The organism is Arboricoccus pini, assembly GCF_900187945.1.
Lineage (GTDB): Bacteria > Pseudomonadota > Alphaproteobacteria > Geminicoccales > Geminicoccaceae > Arboricoccus > Arboricoccus pini.
Genome location: NZ_FYEH01000019.1, coordinates 20,597 through 44,101, shown reverse-complemented (window position 1 = coordinate 44,101; position 23,505 = coordinate 20,597). Strand labels below are relative to the sequence as shown.

General features: G+C 62.9%; 22 protein-coding genes and 1 pseudogene. 11 read left to right on the top strand and 12 right to left on the bottom strand.

Features of this window, described 5'->3' with window-relative positions:
- The first annotated feature begins 35 nt into the window (after window positions 1-35).
- Both CFB17_RS17880 and pip read left to right on the top strand, forming a co-directional pair.
- Window positions 36-557 carry a cupin gene (locus CFB17_RS17880; protein ID WP_088562946.1) on the top strand — a complete coding sequence of 174 codons (522 nt, stop codon included), beginning with the start codon at window positions 36-38 and terminating at the stop codon, window positions 555-557.
- A gap of 33 nt (window positions 558-590) precedes the next feature.
- Complete coding sequence (pip, locus tag CFB17_RS17875) at window positions 591-1,538, top strand: prolyl aminopeptidase (RefSeq protein ID WP_407642439.1); 948 nt, start codon at window positions 591-593, stop codon at window positions 1,536-1,538.
- A gap of 69 nt (window positions 1,539-1,607) precedes the next feature.
- Here pip and CFB17_RS17870 read toward each other — a convergent pair whose 3' ends face one another.
- Complete coding sequence (locus tag CFB17_RS17870) at window positions 1,608-2,516, bottom strand: ferritin family protein (protein ID WP_088562944.1); 909 nt, start codon at window positions 2,514-2,516, stop codon at window positions 1,608-1,610.
- A gap of 287 nt (window positions 2,517-2,803) precedes the next feature.
- On the opposite strand from CFB17_RS17870, the pseudogene CFB17_RS20005 reads away from it, so the two are divergent.
- Window positions 2,804-3,133, top strand: a pseudogene (locus CFB17_RS20005) (DUF1348 family protein).
- 218 nt (window positions 3,134-3,351) lie between these two features.
- Here the strand turns inward: CFB17_RS20005 and CFB17_RS17860 are convergent.
- A complete protein-coding gene (locus CFB17_RS17860; protein ID WP_133063952.1) occupies window positions 3,352-3,567 on the bottom strand; it encodes a hypothetical protein in 216 nt (71 codons plus the stop codon).
- A 252-nt stretch (window positions 3,568-3,819) separates the two neighbouring features.
- On the opposite strand from CFB17_RS17860, the gene CFB17_RS17855 reads away from it, so the two are divergent.
- Window positions 3,820-4,119: a hypothetical protein gene (locus CFB17_RS17855; RefSeq protein WP_088562942.1), complete on the top strand. Its 300-nt coding sequence runs from the start codon at window positions 3,820-3,822 to the stop codon at window positions 4,117-4,119.
- Window positions 4,120-4,239: 120 nt separating this feature from the next.
- Here the strand turns inward: CFB17_RS17855 and CFB17_RS17850 are convergent, their stop codons facing one another.
- Window positions 4,240-5,115 (bottom strand): nitrilase family protein, encoded by an 876-nt coding sequence (locus CFB17_RS17850; RefSeq protein ID WP_088562959.1) that lies wholly within the window; start codon window positions 5,113-5,115, stop codon window positions 4,240-4,242.
- Window positions 5,116-5,514: 399 nt separating this feature from the next.
- Window positions 5,515-6,537 carry a hypothetical protein gene (locus CFB17_RS17840; protein ID WP_088562940.1) on the bottom strand — a complete coding sequence of 341 codons (1,023 nt, stop codon included), beginning with the start codon at window positions 6,535-6,537 and terminating at the stop codon, window positions 5,515-5,517.
- Between the two features lie 158 nt (window positions 6,538-6,695).
- Between CFB17_RS17840 and CFB17_RS17835 the strand changes: the two genes are divergently transcribed.
- Window positions 6,696-7,181 carry an EF-hand domain-containing protein gene (locus CFB17_RS17835; protein ID WP_165769700.1) on the top strand — a complete coding sequence of 162 codons (486 nt, stop codon included), beginning with the start codon at window positions 6,696-6,698 and terminating at the stop codon, window positions 7,179-7,181.
- Between the two features lie 45 nt (window positions 7,182-7,226).
- Here the strand turns inward: CFB17_RS17835 and CFB17_RS17830 are convergent, their stop codons facing one another.
- The 3 genes from CFB17_RS17830 to CFB17_RS17820 all read right to left on the bottom strand — a co-directional run bounded on the left by CFB17_RS17830 (window position 7,227) and on the right by CFB17_RS17820 (window position 12,895).
- Window positions 7,227-8,897, bottom strand: a complete 1,671-nt coding sequence (locus CFB17_RS17830) for an amidohydrolase (RefSeq protein WP_088562938.1) — start codon at window positions 8,895-8,897, stop codon at window positions 7,227-7,229.
- A gap of 609 nt (window positions 8,898-9,506) precedes the next feature.
- A complete protein-coding gene (locus CFB17_RS17825) occupies window positions 9,507-11,906 on the bottom strand; it encodes a phosphoketolase family protein (protein ID WP_243389942.1) in 2,400 nt (799 codons plus the stop codon).
- 107 nt (window positions 11,907-12,013) lie between these two features.
- A complete protein-coding gene (locus CFB17_RS17820) occupies window positions 12,014-12,895 on the bottom strand; it encodes a DMT family transporter (RefSeq protein ID WP_243389941.1) in 882 nt (293 codons plus the stop codon).
- 632 nt (window positions 12,896-13,527) lie between these two features.
- Here CFB17_RS17820 and cyoA point away from each other — a divergent pair.
- The 5 genes from cyoA to CFB17_RS17795 all read left to right on the top strand — a co-directional run bounded on the left by cyoA (window position 13,528) and on the right by CFB17_RS17795 (window position 19,310).
- Window positions 13,528-14,436 (top strand): ubiquinol oxidase subunit II, encoded by a 909-nt coding sequence (gene cyoA, locus CFB17_RS17815; RefSeq protein ID WP_207762175.1) that lies wholly within the window; start codon window positions 13,528-13,530, stop codon window positions 14,434-14,436.
- A gap of 3 nt (window positions 14,437-14,439) precedes the next feature.
- Window positions 14,440-16,464: a cytochrome o ubiquinol oxidase subunit I gene (gene cyoB / locus CFB17_RS17810; RefSeq protein ID WP_088562934.1), complete on the top strand. Its 2,025-nt coding sequence runs from the start codon at window positions 14,440-14,442 to the stop codon at window positions 16,462-16,464.
- A 3-nt stretch (window positions 16,465-16,467) separates the two neighbouring features.
- On the top strand, window positions 16,468-17,094 hold the full coding sequence (gene cyoC / locus CFB17_RS17805; protein ID WP_088562933.1) for a cytochrome o ubiquinol oxidase subunit III: 627 nt from the start codon (window positions 16,468-16,470) through the stop codon (window positions 17,092-17,094).
- 1 nt (window position 17,095) lies between these two features.
- Window positions 17,096-17,515 carry a cytochrome o ubiquinol oxidase subunit IV gene (gene cyoD / locus CFB17_RS17800; protein ID WP_088562932.1) on the top strand — a complete coding sequence of 140 codons (420 nt, stop codon included), beginning with the start codon at window positions 17,096-17,098 and terminating at the stop codon, window positions 17,513-17,515.
- Between the two features lie 157 nt (window positions 17,516-17,672).
- The gene (locus tag CFB17_RS17795; RefSeq protein ID WP_088562931.1) at window positions 17,673-19,310 is read left to right on the top strand and encodes a dihydroxyacetone kinase subunit DhaK; all 1,638 of its coding nucleotides are present in this window, start codon (window positions 17,673-17,675) and stop codon (window positions 19,308-19,310) included.
- Between the two features lie 9 nt (window positions 19,311-19,319).
- Here the strand turns inward: CFB17_RS17795 and CFB17_RS19370 are convergent, their stop codons facing one another.
- Window positions 19,320-19,490: a hypothetical protein gene (locus CFB17_RS19370; protein WP_165769698.1), complete on the bottom strand. Its 171-nt coding sequence runs from the start codon at window positions 19,488-19,490 to the stop codon at window positions 19,320-19,322.
- A gap of 150 nt (window positions 19,491-19,640) precedes the next feature.
- Here CFB17_RS19370 and CFB17_RS17790 point away from each other — a divergent pair, with 150 nt between their 5' ends.
- Window positions 19,641-20,573, top strand: a complete 933-nt coding sequence (locus tag CFB17_RS17790) for a LysR substrate-binding domain-containing protein (RefSeq protein WP_165769697.1) — start codon at window positions 19,641-19,643, stop codon at window positions 20,571-20,573.
- Between the two features lie 7 nt (window positions 20,574-20,580).
- Here CFB17_RS17790 and CFB17_RS17785 read toward each other — a convergent pair whose 3' ends face one another.
- The 4 genes from CFB17_RS17785 to CFB17_RS17770 all read right to left on the bottom strand — a co-directional run bounded on the left by CFB17_RS17785 (window position 20,581) and on the right by CFB17_RS17770 (window position 23,502).
- Complete coding sequence (locus tag CFB17_RS17785; protein ID WP_088562929.1) at window positions 20,581-21,372, bottom strand: YdcF family protein; 792 nt, start codon at window positions 21,370-21,372, stop codon at window positions 20,581-20,583.
- A 77-nt stretch (window positions 21,373-21,449) separates the two neighbouring features.
- Entirely contained in the window at window positions 21,450-21,968 is a 519-nt protein-coding gene (locus CFB17_RS17780) for an ankyrin repeat domain-containing protein (RefSeq protein WP_243389940.1), read from the bottom strand.
- 116 nt (window positions 21,969-22,084) lie between these two features.
- Window positions 22,085-22,801: an SDR family oxidoreductase gene (locus tag CFB17_RS17775; protein WP_088562927.1), complete on the bottom strand. Its 717-nt coding sequence runs from the start codon at window positions 22,799-22,801 to the stop codon at window positions 22,085-22,087.
- 26 nt (window positions 22,802-22,827) lie between these two features.
- The gene (locus CFB17_RS17770; protein ID WP_088562926.1) at window positions 22,828-23,502 is read right to left on the bottom strand and encodes a peroxiredoxin-like family protein; all 675 of its coding nucleotides are present in this window, start codon (window positions 23,500-23,502) and stop codon (window positions 22,828-22,830) included.
- Between the last annotated feature and the right edge of the window lie 3 nt (window positions 23,503-23,505).

Sequence of the window (23,505 nt, the reverse complement as noted above, 5' to 3'; positions counted from 1 at the left end):
CTACCCTGGCCCTCCAGCCCATCGGGGAGACCTCCATGCCGCTTCAGGCGCCCGGCCAGCCAGAGATACTGAGATTACAGCGGCGGGACTGGGTCCCGAACAATCCAAGGCTGCCCATCCTCCTTTATCGGCGCGTCCTGCCGGCGGACACGCAGGATCCGGCTTCGGCCTTCGAGGCGCTCTTTGCCCGGCATGGCTGGCCACCCGCCTGGCGCAACGGCGTCTATCCGTTCCACCATTATCATGCCACCGCGCACGAGACCTTGGGCTTCGCCGGTGGCAAGGCCCGGCTCATGCTGGGCGGCCCGCTCGGCCAGGAGGTGGAGATCGGCGCCGGCGACGTCGCCATCCTGCCGGCGGGAACCGGCCATCGCCGGCTCAGCGACGCGGGCGACCTGCTCGTCATGGGAGCCTATCCGCCGGGCCAGCGGGCCGATCTTCACCGTGGCCCGGCGGATGCCGCCATGCTGGCATGCATCGATGGCCTGCCCGTACCGGCGAGCGATCCGGTGACCGGCCGTGCCGGCGCATTGACGCGTCTCTGGCAAGCCTCCTAACTCTGGCCGCGAACCCGCCGCCTGGAGATGCCGATGCGCCCGCTCCATCCCGCCATCGAGCCCTATGACCAAGGTTTTCTTAACACCGACGACGGTCATCGCGTCTATTTCGAGTTGTGCGGCAATCCCCGGGGCCAGCCGGCCGTCTTCCTGCATGGCGGCCCCGGCGGCGGTTGCAGTCCCGAGCATCGGCGCCTGTTCGATCCGGATCGCTACCGCGTGCTGCTCTTCGATCAGCGGGGCTGCGGTCGCTCAAAGCCCCACGCCTCGCTCGAGAACAATACGACCGCCCATCTGGTGCAGGACATCGAAAGCCTGCGCCAGCGCCTGGACGTCGAGCGATGGCTCGTCTTTGGCGGTTCCTGGGGCAGCACGTTGGCCCTGGCCTATGCGGAGACGCACCCGGCCCGGGTGAGCGGTCTCATCCTGCGTGGCATCTTTACCGTCCGCGCCGCTGAATTGCGCTGGTATTATCAAGAAGGTGCATCCTGGCTCTTTCCCGATCTCTGGGAGGAGTTCCTGGCCCCCATTCCCGAGAACGAGCGGCAAGATCTCATGGCCGCCTATCGTCGCCGTCTTGTCAGCGCTGATCCGGCGCAGCGCCTGGAGGCGGCCAGGGCCTGGTCGCTGTGGGAAGGCCGGACCATCCGCCTCTTGCCCGACATGGCCCTGGCAGACCATTTCGGTGCCGACGATTTTGCCCTGGCCTTCGCCCGCATCGAGAATCACTATTTCGTTCATGCGGGCTTTTTGCGCGAAGGCCAGCTCATCGCCGACGCGCACCGCCTGAGAGGCATTCCCGGCGTCATCGTCCAGGGCCGCTACGACCTGGCAACGCCGGTTCGCACCGCCTGGGACCTGCACAAGGCCTGGCCGGATGCCGAGTTCGTCCTGGTGCCCGACGCCGGCCATGCCTTCAACGAGCCGGGCATCCAGGCCGCACTCCTGGATGCCACTGATCGCTTTGCCGGGGGCCGGTGAGGCGGACAAGCCCTATCTCGCCGGGCTCCTGACCGCAGGAAACCGCCTGCCTGGCCGGCGGCCATTCGCTCAGCCGCTGCCGATCAGGATGCCTGTCGCCAGCACGAGGCCACCGCCCAGCATGACCTTGGCGGCGGCCGAGACGGGTGGCGTTTGCATGAAGCGCCACTGGATCCAGGCGATCGTCAACAGTTCGATGACGACGACGATGCCGGCCACGACCGTCGCGGTGACGAAATCCTTGATGAGGTAGGGAAGGGTGTGGCCGATGCCGCCCGCCACAGTCATCAAACCACAAACTAGGCCACGCAAAATTGGCGCGCCCCGGCCTGACAGCTTGCCATCATCGGCCAGTGCTTCCGCAAAGCCCATGGAGATGCCGGCCCCCAATGATGCGGCTAGGCCGACGAGGAAGGCGTTCCAGGGATCGCGAGTGGAAAAGGCGGCGGCAAAGACGGGGGCCAATGTTGAGACCGACCCATCCATGAGGCCGACCAGCCCGGGCTGAACGATCTGCAGGATCATCCGCTTGCGCGCGGCCTCGGCATCCTCCGGCGTCGGCGTGCTGGCGCGCTCTTCCTTTGCAAGCTCGTCGAAAAGCCGGCTTGTCGGCGTGTCCGTCGTCCTGGCGGCGAGCCCAGCATAGAGACTGGCGGCCGCTTGTGTCATCCGCCCCACTTCTTCTTCGATCACCCGACGGCCTTTGGCGCAGGTCTCGCCGACCGGCGGGTGAACGAAGAGGCCCTTGACGTCCTGACGCCGCATATAGGGGACATGCGTGCCGAATCGCTGGGTGTAGAGATCCAGGAGGCGGTCGTGCTGGCGGCGGGCAGCGGCCGCGATTTCCAATAGCCGCTCCGCCTCCGGCGACGGCTCGAGATGGCGCGCGAAATCCGCACAGACGTACGCATCCTCGGCCTCGCCATGGATCGCCAACGCCAGCCATTCGCGTTCGTTCAACTCGGTAGGGCTACGCAAGTCAGGAACTCATTTTTTAGAATCATTCAAAGAATATTGGAGGCCTTACCATCCGTTCAAGATACGTACGGGGCGATCAGGCGGACAACGGGTGGCATCGTTATCGGTCGCCGCCTTGCCGCGTCCACCGGTCCGATCGCAGGGGCCTTATGCGAACGTCGGTTTGAGCCCGGTAGGCGTTTGCCTCTCGTCAGGGAAGGCAAGATCGTGGCTTCTCCTCAACCGCCACGGCTTGAGAGTGTGACCATGGCGACAGTCTCGGGCCGCCCTTCGATCGCGCCATTGCGGTGCGAAAGGTACGTCTCGCCGAGGATGGCTGGAGCAGTCGCGATCCCGTCCGAGTGTCGATGGCCTAAGCCAGATTGCGTCGGGCGCAATAAATGGACGCGTGAGCCGAAGTATTGCCTTGTCAGAGAACTATGTATGAACCGCCAGCTGAAGCCAGGATCGCCCTGCGCTTTACCTATGCGTGCCGCAACGACTGCGGCTTCCGGTCCTGCGGCAACGATAGTCGGGTCTTTAACGCGAGAGGCGTCAAGGCCCATCGGCTTGCCTGCATCAATCACTTGCCGATCAGGAGCGCAGGTTCCGTTGGCCTAGCGGTTGCCATCGGCTGACCATCCAGGCTTGTCGGATCGCGGTCTTTATTCCTTGAGGGCCGGCGGTTGTCGAGTTGCCAAGCCTTCGTGCGGCATGGCAACGCAACCAACGGTGCTGGACCGAACGGTTCCACCTGGTCCCTATACAGGGATTGGTCGTTACGCGCCTGGCCTGGATCGCCACCGCAAGGACGGGCGGTAGCGTCAAGATCGCCAAGTTTGAGTCGTTTGATGGTCTAGAGGCAGTCCCGCACCTCGAGGGGAACGACGAGGACGAGCTGCTCGGCCGCGGCGACGAGAGCCTTATGTGCCTCGCGTTCAAGCCAAGCGTCGCGATCGCAAAGAAGAACGCGGCCAGCAGCAACGAGTGCCACCGCCTTATCGCCAATCTCGATCACTTTGGGGTCGAGTTCAATCGAGAACACAGAAGCGGCGTCAGCAACGTGCACCATGGCGGTTGTCCAGAAAGAGCGGGATGCTAACGCAGAAATTAAGGTCAAATCCCAGGCACTGCAAGAATTTGGTGCTGGCATGCGAGTTAAAATGAGGTAGTGTTGCTGCCAACCTACACAGTGCGATGAAATACAATCCAAGGTTGCTGGGATCGGCGATCTGTAACCTTTAAGTTGATTATTGTACTTGCCCCAATTTTGCATGGAATTGAGCAAACAAGCTCAATCAACGCCGCCGAACGAGAGGAAGAGATGCGAGGTTTGCTGCCGCGTGACGTCGATACTATAGCACCGTCCAATAATCTTAAGCTTAATATCGACGATCTGATCCCCGATTCTGCCAACGATATAGTCTTCATGGCAGCGGATACAATATCGAGGGTCGAGATCCATACGCCGGATGCTGTCGTCGCGCGCGGCAAGATCGATTCGTTGACGACCGCCAACGGTGAGTGTCACTCAGATCTCGACTTCATCCGTCTGGCCAGTGGCATTCGCCTTCTCTTCCCACCGACCTTGACGGTCGTGCCGGTCCTCACGCCGCCGCGCTGACGGATGGCCGAGGCCGCGATCAAACAGCTTTCTGATCAAGGATAGGACAAGCGATGCCCGCACGGCAGGACCGGGTGGGCATCGGCGATCGAGCGCGGGTGGCTTCGCGCGCGGCGGTTCTCAATACCAGCGGCTGGCCGCCTCTGCCCCCAGCATCTCGTCATAGAGGTCGCGCCTTCGATCACGCAGCACCTGATTGAACGCGTTCCAGTTACGGCCTCGCCGCGCGGCCGCGAGATTGATTTCGGCTGTGATGATCTCTTCCTCGCGCGCGCTGGCAGGGCCGGCCACCGCCCAGCCCGTCTGCGCGGCAATCAGGCTGCGGCCGATGAAAGGCTGTCCACGCTCTGTACCGACGCGGTCGGCGGCGGCGACGAAAATCGAATTGCAGTGCGCGGCGGCCATGGTCAAAACATTGGCAATCGCCTTGTCATCGGGCTGACCGCCGGGAACGGGCACCCAGTTGGTCGGCACGCAGACGATCTCGGCGCCTTGGAGGGCCAGGAGGCGATAGGCCTCGGGAAACCAGCCATCGTAGCAGATGAGGCAGCCGAGCTTGCCAAAGGGCAGGTCAAAGACGGGGAAACCCAGATTACCACGCTCGAAATAGAGCGCCTCGTCGGCCCAGAGATGGTTCTTGCGATAGCGGCCGACCGGACCATCCGGCCCGAGGATGATCGCGGAATTATAAAGTTTCGCGCCGTCGCGCTCGGTGATGCCGGCCACGAGATAAAGGTTCAACTCGCGTGCGGCCGCCTGCCAAGCCTTGACGGTCATGCCATCGTCCAGGCTCTCCGCCAAAGCGTGCGCTTCCTCACGGGTTTGAAAGACATATCCCGTGTTGCAGAGCTCGGGCAGGACGACGAGGTTGGCGCCTTTCTGGGCCGCCTGCGTCATCAGAGCGATCGACCGGCGGACATTTATCTCCACCTCGCCGAAGACCGGCTCCATCTGGATGCAGGCAACACCGATCTTGGCTTCGTCGACAGGCTTCATGGTCATATCCAGCAGCGCGATTTGTCCCTTGCGGATAGCCATTTAGACGGACCGGGGGAAGTGCCGATTCACAACCAGGCCGTGACCGACGGGCAGCGGCACCTGACACGCCTCGTGGTCAAGCCCCGGCCAACGCACCCTCTTGCAGGGGATGCCAGCTATTATGACGATGACAGCCAATCCGGCGATCGACCTTAGGGCCTTCTGACGGGGCCCCGGCAACTGTCTTGCGGTCGCGGCCCCGATCAACTGGGCCTGCGATGACATCGGCTTTTTCCGTCAGTCCGCTTTTTCCGTCAGTCCAATGACGATGCGCGGATCGAGGTGCTGTCTTCCTGTGTCGGTGCCGGCAGCCTCGGGGATGAGGGGGGCCTAGCTGTAGGTCTTGCGGCCTCAGGATCAGCCGCTGGGGATGGTGATGATCGGGCTGGCGTCATTGCGGCCGCGATCCGATATCGTGGCCAGGAGCTGGAGCATCGAGAACATCCGCTTCGAGGCGAGGTCGCGATCGTCGACCGTGAAATAGCGATCGCGGTAGCGGACGCTGACGAACGCGTTGACGGGCGGCAGGCGCTGGCTGGTGATATGCAAGGCGGGGAGCGCCTGGTCGCTAGGGTCAGGCGCTTCGGTCGGCCGTGTGCGGCCACTGGAGATATCGTCTTCCGGCACTTCGATGCTGTCGGCAATCATGTTCATGGTCTGTATTAAGGAACGCGTGTAAAATGCTATTTCATCAGGATGATCTGGCGTCAGCCCGAAGACGACCTTGAATTCGCGTCGCGTCGGATCGAGCTTGAGGACCTTGCGCAGCCGTTGCTCGGCCGGGTCCATGTCCTTGCCGTTGTCGTAGAATACGAAATAGGCGGCGCGGTTTTCGCCCTGGTTCTCGAACCGCATGCCGAGCTTGCCGGCATTGCCCAGTTGCTCGATCAGATACATCGCCGTGCGAAAGCCCAAATCCGATTGCGGATGGCCAAGGCCGCTGTCGAAGCGGTTGCGCAGGCCATTGATGGCCTGCACCCCCAATGTGATGACGACGTCGCCAGGAGCCCCGGACATAATCAGGGCCAGGATCTCGGAGGGCGCTAGCGGCGTCATGAGGAAGGCGCCGTAATCAGCACCACGGATCGGCGCATAGGTGATGGTCGGGTGGTCCGAATAGGTCACACCACCACTCAGCGCGTCGTTGGCGCGGATGGAAAATCCGTCCGAGAACAGCGACGAGCCGATATTGACCTGGCCTTCCAGGTTGTAGCCGGCCACCAGTTGATTGATCCGGACCACGCTTGGCGTATCGCCGTAGCGCAGGCGCACAAGGTTGAGGAGCAACTCCTGCTTCGCACTTTCGTTGCTGGTTTCGCCAAAGGAGTTTCGGTCGGCCAGCACGCTGGAGGGTCCGAGCGAGGTGCAGCCTTGCAGCAATATGCATCCTATCAGCAGCAGCGCTGCCACTCTGCCAAAACTTAGCATGGTCCTCCAATTGCCATTCCGTACCGATCCATCATCTCTATTGCGCCCAGTCTAGGGGCTGATGATGATTTACCAAGGGAAGATCAATGGGGTTGCTGGCGAGGCCGGCCATGCAGGCGAAGTGGACCTTTCCTCTGTTGTTTCTCGTCGTTGCCGCCTGCGGCGATGACACGATCGTCAAGAAGCTCGATCTGCCGCCGCCGCCCACGCAATCGGTGGGTGCCGACGAGGCCGCGACGCGGCAGCTTTTCGACCAGATTGACCGGAATCACGACGGCCAGATCGACTCCGACGAGCTGCGCGCGAGGGTCATGGCGCTGGATTCCAATGGCGACGGTCTGCTGCAGAGCAAGGAGGCGCCCGGCATCGTCGCCGCGGCCGATAAAAATGGCGATGGCGTGGCGACTCGGGCTGAGTTGGCGACCACCGACTGGGCCAGTCTGATCCGATCCTACGGTGACGGCGGCACAGCCCTTAGCTATGACCAATTCACGGCGGCCGGCCCGCCCGTCGCTCCTGATCCCGGATTGCGACACGAGGGCCGTGACGAGCGCGAGAGTATCGTCTTGCCTCAGATCCCGCTGTGGCGATTCTAAAAAACGCCATTTTTCAACGAACTACGACCATCTGCTCAATCGAGATCATGCTTGGTGGGTGATCTCGCCATCGCAGATGGTCAAAACTGGTCTCAGATCAGCAATGGCGTCGGGTGAGGTGGCCTCGATGTCGCCCGAGAGGACGACGATATCGGCCAGATAACCTGGTCGCAGGCGACCTTTGCTGCTCTCCTCGAACGATACCCAGGCGCTGGTCGCGGTGTAGGAGCGCAGAGCCTCGTGCAGGCTCGGACGATGATCGGGGAGGCCCGGTGCCCAGGGTTGGCGCTTGAGGGCCTCGCCGAGGCAAAAGAGTGGATCGAGGGGCGAGACCGGCCAGTCGGTGGCGAAGACCATGGGTACGCCTTGGTCCTGGAGCGTCTTCCAGGGATAGGCATCGCCCCATCGTGCCCGCCCGATGCGCGAGACCGTGGGCTCAAGCGGCAGGCCGGCCGAGCCCGGCGGATGCACGGGCTGCATCGAGGCCACCACGCCAAGCTCGGCGAAGCGCGGTGCGTCCTCCTGGTGGAGGAGCTCGATATGTTCGATGCGATGGCGATGGTCGTTCGGTCCGTTCGCCGCCCTGGCCGCCTCATAGCCATCAAGCACCATGCGCACCGCGCCGTCGCCAATGGCGTGAACGGCGATCTGCAGGCCCAGACGGTCCGCCTCGATGGCCAGCGCATTGAAGTGGTCCGCGCTGAAGAGCGGCTCACCGCGCCAGCCAGGTCGATCCGCATAATCGTCGACCATGACGGCCGTCCAGGAATCGAGCACGCCGTCCATGAAAACCTTGACGAAGTCGGCCTTGAGCTTGGGTCCGGCGAATCGTTCCTTGCGTGCCACCGCCTCCTGAAGCGCGGTGAGCGGCATGAAATTCTTCATATGGAAGGGAATGCGCACGCGCTGGGTAAGCTGCCCCCGGCGCTCCAGTTCGGCCAACAGCTCCAGCTGGTAGAGATTGCCATCCATGTTCTGGATCGAGGTGATGCCCAGCGTCGCGCAATAGGCGAGGCCCCGACGCATTCTCTCGAGGTCGCCGGCCCGCTCGGCTGCCGTCGGCGGCGGCTCCGGGTCCCCACCGGTCAGAACGCCAAGCCGCTCGCGGCCGCCGGTGTCGGAGAGACTGGCCACGGGATCGATCGCCCGATTCTCCCGCAGTTCGCCCGTCGCCAGGCCGTCCGCGCCCATGACGATCTCATTGCCGACGCCGACATCGCGTCCCCTCAGGATGCCGGCCTGTTCCAGAGCCAGGCTGTTGGCCCAAGCCGTATGATGATCGGGGGAGAAGAGGAGGAGCGGCCGGTCCGGCAGGATCTGGTCGAGGTCCTGCCGGCTCACCGGATGATCGACGCCCAGGACCGTGTAATTTGCCTGCTGGCCGATGATCAGGCGCAGATCGGGCTTGCCAGCGGCATAGGTCCGCACCGCCTCGGTCAGGGCCTCTTTGCCCATGACGCCCAGAAGGTTGAGCTGCTCGAGCTCGCACGCTCCTTGGAAAAGATGCATGTGCCCTTCGTTGAAGCCCGGCAGCACCGTGGCCCCGGCGGCATCGATCCGCTTGGTCGCCGGGCCGCACCAGGCGGCGATCTCCTCGTTGCTGCCAAGGGCAACGATCCGGTTTCCCTGGATCGCCAGCGCCGCCGCGCGCGGTTCCGCCTCGTCCATCGTCAGGATGCGGCCATTCAGAATGACGAGATCGGCTCTATCGGCCATGCGTGGCTCCAGGTTCGAAAGCGAGAATGCGTCCGCCTAGCAAAGAGCCGGCCCGGCCGCCAGGGTTAGGCGCAAGGGCGGTGGTGATCGGGATCGCCGGGGGTGTCCGACAAAATGCACGTCGCCCGCCCAGGGTGTCGATCTCTCGTATCGGGCCAGCCTTCGCCGGAAAAGCGCCGGCATCAGCCTGGCCGGAGATAGAGGCTCCTTCGGCCAGGGGTCAGGGCGTCGGCGGCAAAGAGCGCCGACTTTTTCAGGCTAGCAAGGCTTTGATGCCGGGAAGAATTAATTAAATCCCATAAAGGGCTGGGAAACAAAAGAAAATCATAATTCCATCCAAATGCTGTCTTTCAGGGAACAACATCCAGGGCGTGCCGCTGCCGCGGGCATGGGTCGCAGGTCCGCGCGCGGCACAAGATCAAGGGCATGACCCTGAAGACCCCGGCGTTCCCACAGGCTATCGAAGCCAAGGCGAGCCGAATTCCGGACCGCGGCGGCAGTCCAATCGACGTGGCGGCGGCCGTTATCCGGCCAGCACGCCGCCCCATAATCCAACTATCGCAAGATATTGGAACGCGATGATCACCTGATGGCTAAAAAATGTCTGTCCTAGACATTGTCCGCCGAGGTGTCGGCGATTCGGCTCGAGATCCTCCCGCCGCCCCAGCGCCAGTCGCGCACCTCGGGCAGATCCTCGCCATGCTCGTCCACATAGCGCCTGTGATCGAGCAGCTTGTCGCGAATAGCCTGCTTGGCATAGGCGGCCCTGGTCGCGAGCCGGGGCACCCAGTCGATCACGGCCTGAAACAGCGAGAAGCGGTCCAGGTGGTTGAGCACGGTCATGTCGAAGGGCGTCGTGGTCGAGCCTTCCTCCTGGTAGCCGTGCACGTGGATGTTCTGGTGATTGCGGCGCTTGTAGGTCAGGCGATGGACGAGGGCCGGATAACCGTGGAAGGCGAAGATGACCGGCTTGTCCGGCGTGAAGAGGGCGTCGAAGTCACCCTCGGACAGTCCATGGGGATGTTGCTGCGGGGTCTGCAGCTTCATGAGATCGACCACGTTGACGACCCGCACCTTGAGCTCGGGCAGTTGCTGACGAAGCATGTCGACAGCAGCCAGGGTCTCCAGTGTCGGCACGTCGCCACAGCAGGCCATGACGACGTCGGGCTCGCTGTCCTCGTCATTGCTGGCCCAGGTCCAGATGCCGATGCCGGCCGTGCAATGGCGTATGGCATCGTCCATCGAGAGCCAGTTCGGCGCCATCTGCTTGCCGGCGACGACGACATTCACGTAGTTGCGGCTGCGCAGGCAGTGGTCGGTGACCGAGAGCAGCGTGTTGGCGTCGGGCGGCAGATAGATGCGGACGACATCCGCCTTCTTGGCGGCCACGTGGTCGAGGAAGCCCGGATCCTGGTGCGAAAAGCCGTTATGATCCTGGCGCCAGACATGCGAGCTCAGGAGATAGTTCAAGGAGGCGATCGGTCGTCGCCAGCCGATTTCGTTGCAGACTTTCAGCCACTTGGCGTGCTGGTTGAACATCGAATCGATGATGTGGATGAAGGCTTCGTAGCAGGAGAAGAAGCCGTGCCGCCCGGTCAGGAGATAACCTTCCAGCCACCCCTGGCATTGATGCTCGCTCAAGACCTCCATCACTCGCCCATCAGGTGAGAGATGGTCATCATAGTCATAAATATCAGCCACATAGCAGCGATTCGTGACTTCCAGGATCGCCTGCCAACGATTGGAGTTGTTCTCGTCCGGGCTGAAGACGCGGAAATTGCCCTGTTGCAGGTTGAGCCGCATGACGTCGCGGAGGAACTCGCCCTGGACGCGGGTCGCTTCCGCCATCGAGCCGCCCGGTGCCGGCACATCTTGCGCATAGTCGCGAAAATCGGGCAGGCGCAGGTCGCGCAACAACAGGCCGCCATTGGCGTGCGGGTTGGCGCTCATCCGGCGGCTACCTTTGGGCGGCAGCTCCTGCAATTCGGGGATCAGCGCGCCGTCCTCGTCGAACAGTTCCTCAGGCCGATAGGAGCGCATCCACTTCTCGAGGATGTGGACATGGCCGGGCTTGTCCATGTCGCCCATCGGCACCTGATGCGCGCGCCAGTAGCCTTCTGCCCGCAGACCATCGATCTCCTTGGGGCATGTCCAGCCCTTAGGCGTCTTTAGGATGATCATGGGCCAGCTTGGCCGGCCGTTAAAGCCGTTCGTCCTGGCATCCGCCTGGATCGCCTTGATCTTCGCGATCGCTGCGTCGACGGCCTTTGCCATCTTGGGATGCATGATGTCGGGCTCGTGGCCCTCGACGAGGACAGGCGCCCAGCCATAGCCCTCGAAGAGCTTTAGCAATTCCTCTTCGGGAATGCGGGCAAGAAAGCAGGGATTGGCGATCTTGTAGCCGTTCAGGTGGAGGATCGGCAGGACGGCGCCATCCCTGGCGGGATTGAGGAACTTATTGGAATGCCAGCTGGTCGCCATCGGCCCGGTCTCGGCCTCGCCGTCGCCGACGACACAGCCGACGATGAGGTCGGGATTATCGAAGGCGGCGCCGAACGCGTGCGAGAGGGCATAGCCGAGCTCGCCGCCCTCGTGGATCGAGCCCGGGGTCTCCGGCGCCACATGGCTCGGGATGCCGCCTGGAAAGCTGAACTGCTTGAAGAGCTTCTTGATCCCACGGACGTCCTGCGAGACGTCGGGATAGACCTCGCTATAGGTGCCTTCCAGATAGGCGTTTGCCACCAGCCCCGGGCCGCCATGCCCGGGACCGATGACATAGATCATGTCGAGATCTTGCGCCTTGATGACCCGGTTCAGGTGCGCATAGATGAAGTTCAGGCCGGGCGTCGTGCCCCAATGACCAACCAGACGGGGCTTGCAATGGGCGCGCGTCAAAGGCTCGCGCAGCAGTGGATTGTCGAAGAGATAGATCTGGCCGATCGAGAGGTAGTTGGCCGCCCGCCAGTAGGCGTCGATCCTGGCGAAATCCTCCTGCTGCGTTTCGGCCATCATCTTCTTTCCTAGCAGTTGAGCTATCGCTGTTAGAGACTGTATCGCCGCTGGCGGTCATCAAGAATAAGAGGGTGGCAGATGCTGATTTGATGGCAGCCAGTCCCTCACTGAGGATGCACGGAGGGATGGCGGCGGCCCCAGGGCGCTCGTTGCTTTTCACGCACGAAGGTAAAGAGGCCGGCGGCGACGATGATCGTGGCGCCCACCAGCATGTAGAGGTCAAGATGGTCGCCAAAGACAGTGTAGCCGAGGATGATCGCCCAGACCATCTGGCTGTATTGGGTCGGCGCGACCAGGCTGGCGGCGACACGCGCCGAAGCCAGCATCAAGAAGACGTTGCCGGCTGCGGACAGCACGCCGTAGCTGGTCAAGAAGAGCCACTGGCCTGAACTGGGCCAGCTGGCATGCGGTAGCATCAAGATGAAACTCAGGACGATCGGGCCGATCAGGCCGGCGCTATAGAGGCTGATCCGCTTCTCAGTACCGCCCAGCTTGCGCAGGAGGATGATCGTGACGGCACCGGAAAACCCGCTGGCGATCGCCGCCAGATGACCGATGCCGAGTTCGCGAAAGCCGGGCCGCAGCACGATCAAGACACCGCCAAAACCGATGAGAACGGCCGTCCAGCGCCGCCAGCCGACCTGTTCCTTCAAGAACAGGACGGAGAGGATCGTCACGAAGGCCGGCAGCAGGAAGATCAGCGCGAAAGCCTCGGCCATGGGCAGGGCCGTGAACGCCACGACGGAGGCAAGGCTGCCCGTTGCCGCCATGATGGCGCGCAACCCCCACATGGGCCAGTTGCGGCTGAGGACGAGATCGATCCAGCGATCGCCCGGTCGCTTGACGAAGGGTATGGCCAGGATGCCGAAGAGGGCGCCAATGAAGACCACGAGGAAAGGATCAAGTGATCCATCGAGCAGCTTGATCGAGGCATCGCTCAACGCATAGGTGGCATAGGCAAGAAAGGCGAGGGCGACGCCTTTCACCACACTGGTTTCCATGGGACACCGCGATCGAGGCTGGAGAAGCTAAACCAGTCCTCTATAGAACGGGAAGCCAGGCACTTGCCATCGCGCTATGGTTTCTTTTTCAGCTTGGCCCGGCGAAACTGCAAGCCGGCCACGCTCACCGTTGGATGGTTGCCAATGGTGGGGACCGGTATGGTTCTCCATGCCCGGTGCGATCACATTTTCGTCCCGCCGAGCGGGGATGATGGCGGCCTATCCATCAATGCGTTACTGGGTGGCAGCCATGCGGCTGACCGTGCGGGCGGGGATGAGCATCGAGAGTCTGGATTGAAATTCTTTGTTCTAAGGAAGGATTGGCGGGCCAAGCGGAATTTTTCAGCGCCTCAAATTTAATTACGCAGTAATTGACGGGGCTCTGCAAAAAGGTCGCATCTCGTTGACACTCCAAGGGCCCCATAGTCATTTGCGGCCAATGTTCCAGTGGGATTTGTGTTGAGATAATGGAAAAGCCGGAGCCGAAGGGCGGGGGAGCACTCTCCCGCCGATCTCTGCGTGACAGCGCGACGCGATCCTCGCCGGTTCATGCAGGAGAGCATACGCAGCGTCGAGGCATAGGTCGAAGCAGAGCCCGCTCGCTCTGGATGGCCTGCATGGCCCTTCTGGTCATGCCGGCCTTGGCCGGATGCCAGATGGTCATCTTCAATCCGCAAGGTGAGGTCGGGCACAATATTAAGTGGGGCATCATCACGACGACGCTCCTGATGCTGCTCGTCGTGATCCCGGTGATCATCATGACGTTCGTGTTCGCCTGGCGTTATCGCGCCTCGAACACCAAGGCGTCCTACGATCCGAACTGGGCGCACTCCAACAAGATCGAGGTCGTGGTCTGGGGCGTGCCTTGCGTGATCATCCTGATCCTGGCGACGATCACCTACATAACCTCGCACACGCTGGACCCCTACCGGCCGCTCACCAGCGACAAGCAGCCCATCAATGTCGAGGTCGTCTCGCTCGACTGGAAATGGCTCTTCATCTATCCGGACCTCAAGATCGCCTCGGTCAACGAGCTGGCCTTTCCCGAAGGCGTTCCCGTGAACTTCAGCCTGACCTCGTCGACCGTGATGAGCTCCTTTTTCATCCCGGCTCTGGGCAGCATGGTCTACACGATGCCGGCGATGACGACGAAGCTTCACCTGATCGCTGATCATGCCGGCACCTTCGATGGTGCTTCGGCCAACTATAATGGTGGCGGCTTCTCGAACATGTATTTCAAGGCTCACGCCTTGAGTCAGTCCGAGTTCGACAGCTGGGTCGCCAAGGTGCGTGGCGCCGGCCAGACGCTCGACGTCGACAGCTACAAGAAGCTGGCGGTCGGCAACGACGGGTACTTCCCGGTCACCTACTACGGCTCCATTGACGAGGGCATGTTCGGCAAGATCGTGCATAGCTGCATGCAGAAGGGTTCCGACCTTTGCTGGGCAGGCGCGGCGCGCGAACCCGAGATGGCCCAGAAGATCGACGAGAGCACCACACCCTCGCCGTCGAAATCGGGAAATTAAGCGATGTTTGGCAAACTTACTCTCGACGCCATCCCCTTCCATGAGCCGATCGTCATGGGTGCGGTCGGCTTCATGGTCGTCGGCGGCATCGCGGTCTTTGCGGCGTTGACCTATTTCAAGCTCTGGAAATGGCTCTGGACCGAGTGGTTGACCTCCGTCGACCACAAGAAGATCGGCGTGATGTATCTCATTCTGGCGATCGTCATGCTGCTGCGCGGGTTCTCCGACGCCATCATGATGCGCACCCAGCTGGCCCTGGCCTCCGGTGGCGGCCCGGGCTACCTGCCGCCTGACCATTACGACCAGGTCTTCACGGCCCACGGCGTCATCATGATCTTCTTCATGGCGATGCCCTTCGTGATCGGTCTCATGAACGTGGTCGTGCCGTTGCAGATCGGTGCCCGCGACGTCGCCTTTCCCTATCTGAACAATTTGAGCTTCTGGCTGACCGCGGCCGGTGCCATCCTCATCAATGTCTCGCTGGCGGTGGGCAATTTCGCCCGCGTCGGCTGGCTGGCCTATCCGCCGCTCTCGGGCCTGCAGTTCAGCCCCGATGTCGGCATGGACTACTATATCTGGGCACTCCAGATATCGGGTGTCGGGACACTCCTGGCTGGCGTCAATTTCGTCACGACCATCATCAAGATGCGCGCACCTGGCATGACGATGATGCGGATGCCGGTCTTCACCTGGACCGCGTTCTGCTCCAACATCCTGATCGTCGCGGCCTTCCCGGTCCTTACCGTCACGTTGGCGCTGCTCAGCCTCGATCGCTATATCGGCACGCATTTCTTCACGAATGACGCCGGCGGCAACCCGATGATGTATGTCAACCTCATCTGGATTTGGGGCCATCCGGAGGTCTACATCCTCATCCTGCCGGCCTTCGGCGTCTTCTCCGAGGTCGTCTCGACCTTCTCGGGCAAAAGGCTCTTCGCCTACACCTCGATGGTCTACGCCACGGTCTGCATCACGGTCCTCTCCTTTGTCGTCTGGGTGCACCATTTCTTCACGATGGGCGCCGGTGCCAACGTCAATGCCTTCTTCGGCATCACGACGATGATCATCTCGATCCCGACCGGTGTTAAGATCTTCAACTGGCTCTTTACGATGTATCGTGGCCGCATCCGCTACGAGCCCCCCATGCTCTGGGCGATCGGCTTCATCGTCACTTTCGCCATCGGCGGCATGACAGGTGTCATGCTGGCGATCCCTTCGAACGACTTCGTGTTGCACAACAGCCTGTTCCTGATCGCGCATTTCCATAACGTGATCATTGGCGGTGTCGTCTTCGGTGCCTTCGCCGGCATGTATTACTGGTTCCCCAAGGCCATGGGCTTCAGGCTCGACAGGAAGCTTGGCGTCTATGCCTTCTGGTGCTGGCTGATCGGCTTCTACCTGGCCTTCATGCCCCTCTACGTGCTGGGCTTCATGGGCATGACGCGCCGGCTCAACCACGTCGACAATCCCGACTGGCGGCCCTGGCTGATCATCGCCTTCGTGGGTGCCGTCGTGATCCTGGCCGGCATTGTCTTCCAGCTCCTGCAGATCGCCGTCAGCATCCGCGACCAGAAGAAGCTGCGCGACCACACCGGCGATCCCTGGGGCGGCCGTACGCTCGAATGGTCGGTCTCCTCGCCGGCGCCTTTCTATAACTTCGCCAAGACGCCGCATGTCGATGACCTCGATGCCTACTGGGCAATGAAGGAGGCCGGCCAGACGCAGAACCATGCGCCCTACCAGCCCATTCACATGCCGAAGAACACCGGCACGGGCGTCATCATCGGCGCCTTCTCATTGGCCCTGGGCTTTGCTTTGGTCTGGCACATCTGGTGGCTCGCCATCGTTTCAGCCGCCGTGATCGTCCTGGCCTCGATCATCTATTCCTTCAGCGAGGACACGGCCTACTGGGTCCAGCCCGAGGAGATCGAGGCAATCGAAAATGAGCATCAGCGGGAAGTCGCCCAGTATGGCGGCCAGTCCGCCCTGGGCGAGCCCTCGACCCAGATCGCGCCGGAGCATGCCTGAGCGATGAGCACGCAAGCGATGACAGCCGTGGACGACGCGGCCGACACCCACGATTCCCAGGAAGAGCATCACGACAGCGGGTCGACGACCACGCTGGGGTTTTGGATCTACCTGATGAGCGACTGCATTCTCTTTGCAGCGCTCTTTGCAACCTTCGCTGTACTCCGCGGCAACGTCGCGGACGGCCCAACCGGGCAGCAGATCTTCGAGCTGCCCTTCGTGCTGGCCGAGACGTTTATCCTGCTCTTCAGCAGCTTCACCTATGGCCTCGCCATGCTTGCCATGGGCGAGGGCGACCGGAAGATGCTGTTCCGCTGGCTGGGGGCCACCTTTATCCTCGGCGCGGCATTCCTGACGATGGAGGTCTATGAGTTCCATCACCTGATCAAAGAGGGCTTCGGGCCTGATCGCAGCGGCTTTCTTTCGTCCTTCTTCACACTGGTGGCGACTCACGGCCTGCATGTCACGGCCGGCATGGTCTGGATGATCGTCCTTCTCATCCAGGTCATGCTGCGGGGCATCACCGGCGTGAACCAGACGCGGCTCGCCTGCCTTGGCGTGTTCTGGCATTTCCTCGACGTGATCTGGATCGGTGTCTTCACCGTCGTCTATCTGCTGGGAGCGATCTGACATGAGCAGTGCCCGCGACGTTCATTCCGGTACGGGTCATGGCAGCGTCGGCAGCTATGTGAGCGGTCTGGTCTTGGCGGTCCTCCTGACGGTCGTGCCGTTCATGCTGATCATGACCAAGGCCTTTTCGCCAACCACGCTTGCCTTGATCGCGCTCGTCTTCGCCGTCATCCAGATTGTGGTCCACCTCGTCTATTTCCTCCACATGGATGGCTCGGCCGAGCAGCATTGGACCATCCTCTCGATGGTCTTCACGATCGTCACCGTGGCCTTCGTCATCATGGGCTCGATCTGGATCATGTATCACTTGGACAACAACATGATGCCCGGCATGGTCCGTCCATCGCCCGAGCTCGAGCTGCCCAATGGCGGCGAGGCGCCGATGGACATGCAGAACATGGACCACTCCACCACACCCTGAGCGCTGGTCCGACGGTTGCACGAGGGGCGTCCTTACCAGGGCGCCCCTTTTTCTTTGGCGGCCTTCATGTTTTCGTGTGTCTTCGTCCGGCCGTCTTGGCTCCCATTCGAGCCGGTCTGCCCTAGTTTCCCGACGAAACAAAGAGAGCGAGGGCCGCTTGAAGCACTTCATCAACGCGCGTACCGCCATCGTCACTGACGCCCTGGACGGCTTCCTCGCCGCCAGTGGCCCCGGTCTTGCCCGGCTGGACGATTTTCCCGACGTCAAGGTCGTCCTGAGGTCCGACTGGGCCAAGGAGGGCGTGGCGGTCATCAGCGGCGGCGGTTCCGGTCACGAACCTGCCCATGCGGGCTATGTAGGCAAGGGCATGTTGACCGCGGCGGTTTGTGGCGAGGTCTTCGCCTCACCCAGTGTCGAGGCGGTGCTGGCAGCCCTCCTTGCCGTCACCGGTGACGCGGGTGCTCTCCTGATCGTCAAGAACTATACGGGCGACCGGCTCAATTTTGGTCTTGCCGCCGAGCAGGCGCGTGCACGGGGCCTCAAGGTCGAGATGGTTATTGTTGGCGACGACGTGGCGCTGCCCGACAATCCACAGCCGCGCGGCATTGCCGGCACCGTCTTGGTCCATAAGCTAGCAGGAGCGGCTGCGGCGGCGGGGCTGCCCCTGCCGGAAGTACTAGCCGCCGCCAGGGATGCAGCCACGCATGTCCGCTCGCTGGGTCTGGCGCTGACGAACGGCACCGGCTTCGGCGAAGCGGGACCACAGAGGATTGCCGAGGGCCAGGCGGAACTCGGGCTCGGCATTCACGGCGAGCCCGGTGCCGCCACCATTCAAATGGGCGACGCCCAAACCCTGGTCGGACGCGTCGTCGCGCCGCTGCTGGCGTCGCTCGGCCCGAATCCCGCTCGGCAGGTCTTGATGCTGAATAACCTGGGCAGTGTGCCGCCTATCGAGATGTCGATTCTAGCCAAGGCTGTGCTCGCGAGCGAGCTTGGTCCCCTGGTCGACCAGATCGTGGGGCCGGCGTCCCTCATGACCTCGCTCGACATGAACGGCTTTTCTCTCTCGCTCCTGGAGGCGAGCCCGGCAAGGCTCGAAGGCCTGGCGGCGCCGACCACAGCCTCGGCCTGGCCGGGGATCAGGCCTTGGGGCGCTGCCTCGCTGCGGCCAAAGCCGGCGCTTGAACGCGAGACGGCGGCACCCTCCGCCAACCCGGCACTCCGCGCCGTCATCGAGAAGGTTCTGGCGATGCTGGAATCGTCGGAGGCGGAGATCAACGCCCTGGACGGCAAGGTCGGCGACGGCGACGCCGGCACGACCTTCGCGCTTGCCGGCCGGGCCGTCAGCGCGCATCTCGACGACCTGCCGCTGGCCGAGCCCGGCAAGCTCATGCTCGCCCTCGTCCATCTTCTCGAGCGTCACGCCGGCGGCTCTTCCGGCGTTCTTTTGGCCATCCTCTTCGCCGCCGCCGGAACTGCCTACGAGTCGGCCCCCGACCTCGGCAAGGCGCTCCAGGCCGGTCTCGACAAGATGATGGCCTATGGGGGGGCCAAGCCCGGGGACCGGACGATGATCGACGCCCTGGCACCGGCCATCGGCTGTCTTGCCCGTGGCGAGACGCTTCGCGCGGCGGCCGACGCCGCACGCAAAGGCGCTGACGAAACCACGCGCATGGCGGAAGCGCGCGCCGGGCGGGCTTCTTATATCCGCGCGGAATCGCTGTCCGGCCATATCGATCCCGGCGCGGAGATCGTGGCCAGGGTCTTTGCCACCCTGGTGGCGGTCGCGGGATGAGCGGCCGGCTCAGCGCCGCCAAGGGGACTTGATCGTCTCCCCATAGGCATCGGCCGGCTCGATGCCGATATCGATGAGAAGATGATGCCCGGTATCGAGCAGGCGACGAAGGTCCCGTCGACGCTGCCGCTCGATGCCGATATCCGCCAGCCAGCGCGTCAGACGCCGACCTGGTGACATGATCCTGATCGGACGGCGCACGTTCAGGCATTGATGATGTGGAGTCATGCGCGTTTTGGCCAGTGTCACTGCTGTAGCGCAAAATGCCGTCGAACCGCCTAGCTCTCAAATTCTCTTTGTGACGTCTTCGCTTGCGTTTAAGTCATGCGAATGAAACCGACATCTCCTGCCGGTCCGGTTGCCGGTCGCCTGCCGTCGCTGACGGCCTTACGTGTCTTCGAGGCCGCCGCTCGGCTGGGCGGCATCGCTAGGGCGGCCCAGTCCCTGCATGTGACGCAGAGTGCCGCCAGCCGTCAGATCACGGCACTCGAAGCCGAGCTTCAACTTTGCCTTTTCAAGCGCGTGCATCGTGGCGTCGTGCTTACCGCCGATGGGCAGGCGCTGGCTGCGACTCTCACCCGCTCCTTCGGGCAGATCAGCCAGGCGGTCGATCGGCTGCGGGCCGACCGGGGTACCGTCCGCCTGTGCGTCCTGCCGACGATAGGCATTCGCTGGCTGTGGCCCCGCCTGCACCGCTTCGAGGAACGTCATCCTTCGATCCGGCTCAAGGCCGACATTTTGTGGAATGCCTTCGAGCCCGACGATCTCGACCATGATCTCGGCATCCGGTGCGGACGCGGTGCCTGGCCCGGCAGTCGAGCGGTGATACGCCTGTTGGGCGAGTATCTGACGCCCGTCTGCTCGCCGGATTTTCTGAAAAACCACCGATTGCCGAAGACAGCGGCAGAGTTCGCGGCAGCTCCTTTGCTGCACAATGACCCTGATCACCAGGATTGGCGGGTCTGGGCCGAAGGTTGGGGCGGGCCTATTTTCGACGTGGCCCATGGCCAGGTCTTCGACATGCTGGACATGGCGGTCCGGGCCGCCAGCTTCGGTCGGGGCATCGCCATGGCCGATCTCGGCATGGTCGCAGCCGAGCTGGCGGAAGGGACGCTGATAGCACCCTACCAAGCGGTCGTCCGCAGTCCCGAGAGCTATTATATCGTCGAGCGACGGGGCGTGTCTGCGCGCACCGAGGTCGAGACCGTGCGCGCGTGGCTGCTGGAGGAAGCGGCCGCCGCGGGCGCCGGCATCCAGGCATGAGTGAAGCTTAAGGAGCGGGAAAGAGTTCGTTCGTCCGTCCGGTCAGCCGGTAGGCTATGAGGCCCGTCCACTCCCTTGCCGCAGCATCGACCAGCCAGAGCTTGGAGGCGAAGTCGAGATCCATTCCGGCAGTGCCGCGCGCCGGTGTCTTGTAGGCGACCGGCCAGGCTACGACGTTCCACCCAGCTGCACGAAAGCAGGCGACGGAGCGCGGCATGTGGAGCGCCGAGGTTACGAGCAGCCAGGTCTCGTCCGGGCGAGGCTTGATCATCGCGGCTAGAAAACGCGCATTTTCATAGGTGTTGCGCGAGCGGTCCTCGTAGGTGACGGGCCGATCGCCTAGGCCCTCCTGGGCGAAGATCGCCCGCGCCACGTCCGCTTCGGTGATCGGCTGGCTGGTGATGGCGCCGCTGCCGCCGGTGAAAGCCAGGCGAGCTTGCGGGTAGCGGCGGGCAAGGTCGACGAAGGAGATCAGCCGCTCGGCTTCCTGATTCAAGGTGGGCAGGCGTCGGTCGGCCGACAGCCGCAGATCCATCGAGCCGCCAAGGGCGATGATGCCGGTAAAGGTGGCAGGAGGCATGTCCGGATGCGGGAAACGGTTTTCCAGGGGCCTTGCCGCATAGATGTCGACCGGCAGGGCCAGCACCAGCAGATAATAGCAAAATGAAAGGGCGATCAGCGTGACACCGCTGCGTCGCTTTCGGCTCAGAAGGAGAATCCAGCCGAGGAGCCCCAAGACCAGCATGAAGACGCTGGGCTTCATCACTGCCCAAAGGAGCTTGCCTGCAATGAACTCCATGGAGCCTCCGACGCTTCAGCCACGCTGATCTCGTTCTGGGGCCCCCTCGCGAGATCAACCAGTGCGTCAGATGACGATCAGGTCTGCGCGGCCAGACGATCAGCCGCTGCCACGGCGCCCATGGCGCGGGCCGCCCCCAGCGCAGTATTCCCGGCGGCATCCTCGGCCTTGGCGTCGGCACCCTTGGCCAAGAAGAGGTCGATCAGTTCCAGCCGGTCGAACATGGCCGCCACCATGAGAGCCGTGCGTCCGTCTGGACCGGTTCCATCCACGTTGGCGCCGTGTTCCAGCAGCAACCGCGCCACGCCGATTTCCCCCTTGAAGGCGGCACCGGCCAGCGGCATCTGACCCCGATCATTGGCGAGATTGGGGTCGGCGCCGGCTTTCAGGAGCACTTCGGTAGCCTCGACATGGCCGTGATAGCTAGCCAGCATCAGGAGCGAATCGCCCTTTTCGTTGCGCAGATTTGGCGGCACGCCGGCCTCAAGCATTTCCGCCAGCTCGGCTGCCTTGCCGCTCCTTGCATAGCCAAAGATCCGGGCAGCAAGCTCGAGGGTCTCGTCATCGAAGCCTTCGGGCTTCTGGTTGTCGTTCAAGGCGTCCTCCTGGAAGTGGCCATGGTCATTCATGGCATATAGCGGAGGAGGAGGGCGGAAGAAGTCTGGCGCTGGAAATAGGCGACGGCTTCAGCCCTCGAGCGACGTCGTGACGATCAGAACGCGGCCTTGCCGATCGACGCGCCGCCGTCGACATGCAGCGTCTGGCCCGTCATGAAGGCAGCTTCGTCCGACAGTAGAAACGCGATCACGGCGGCGATTTCGTCCGGCTTGCCGAAGCGCTGCATCGGCACTCCGGCCAGATAGCGGCGCTCGCCCTCGCTGCCGGGTGGGTTGTTGGCGCGAAAAAGTTCGGTTTCGGTCGGGCCCGGTGCCACGGCGTTGACGGTGATGCCGGTGGTCGCCAACTCCAGCGCCCAGCTTCGGGTGAAACTCACCAATGCCGCCTTGGCGGCAGCATAGGCGGTGCGCTGAACGGCACCCAGCACGGTGAGGCTGGAGATGTTGACAATGCGGCCCCAGCCGCGCGCCTTCATGCCGGGTAGAGTGGTCTGAACGGCCTTCAGTGCCGGATGCAGGTTGACGCGCAGAACGTCGTCCAGTGCCTCGATCTCGACCTCGGCCAGGCGCTGCGGGCGCACGAGGCCGACATTGTTGACGACGCCATCGAAAGTAAAGCGGCTATCGAGTTCACGCAATACGACGTCGGTCGCCGTGGCATCGGCTAGGTCGAGGGCGACCATTTCGCCGGGGAAATCGGCGCTCGCCCGTCGTGCGATACCGACCACGTGGTGCCCGGCCCGGACGAGGCGATGCGACAAGGCAAGACCGATGCCCTTGCTGGCGCCGGTTATGAGAAAGCTGCGAGCCATGGCTGACCTCTGGGGCGGGGGCGATCTCAGGCCGCGATCTCGGCGGCGCGGCGGAGTGCCGGCAGCATGTCCTCGGGGTCGGGCCGGCGGGTATAGTCCGGGTTCACTTCGGCATAGAGGATCGTGCCGTCCTGGCCGATGACAAAGCGCCCGGGCATTGGCAGCGTCCAGCTCGGGTCGCCATTGAAGGCTGGCAGGTCGTTCTTCAGGTTCTTATAGAGCTCGACCAGGTATTCGGGCAGCGCGAAGCGCAGGCCGAAAGCGGCGGCGACGTCGTTGTGCGGGTCTGAAAGGATAGGAAAGCCAAGTCCGTTCTGACGGATCGACTTGCGGCTGTTCACCGCGGTCTGCGGCGAGATCGCGACGAGGCCAGCACCCAGCTTCTCGAACTCGGGCAGTGCTGCCTGCAATGCCTGAAGCTCCATATTGCAATAGGGGCACCAAGCGCCGCGATAGAAGCTTACCACCAGCGGGCCACGCGCCAGCAGATCGGCGGACGCAACGGGCTTGCCGTCCGGATCATTGAGCGTGAAGGCGGGAGCCTCGTCGCCAGCCTTGAGTGCGCGGGCGGCAGCCCCGCTGGCGATCAGCTCGGCGGTGGCACGATGCATCGTCTCGATCACCGCGGGAGGCACGTTGTAGGGTGGCTTTCCGGCCTCGAAGTCGGCCTTGAACGCATCGAGCCTGGCTTGCAGGGTCATGGG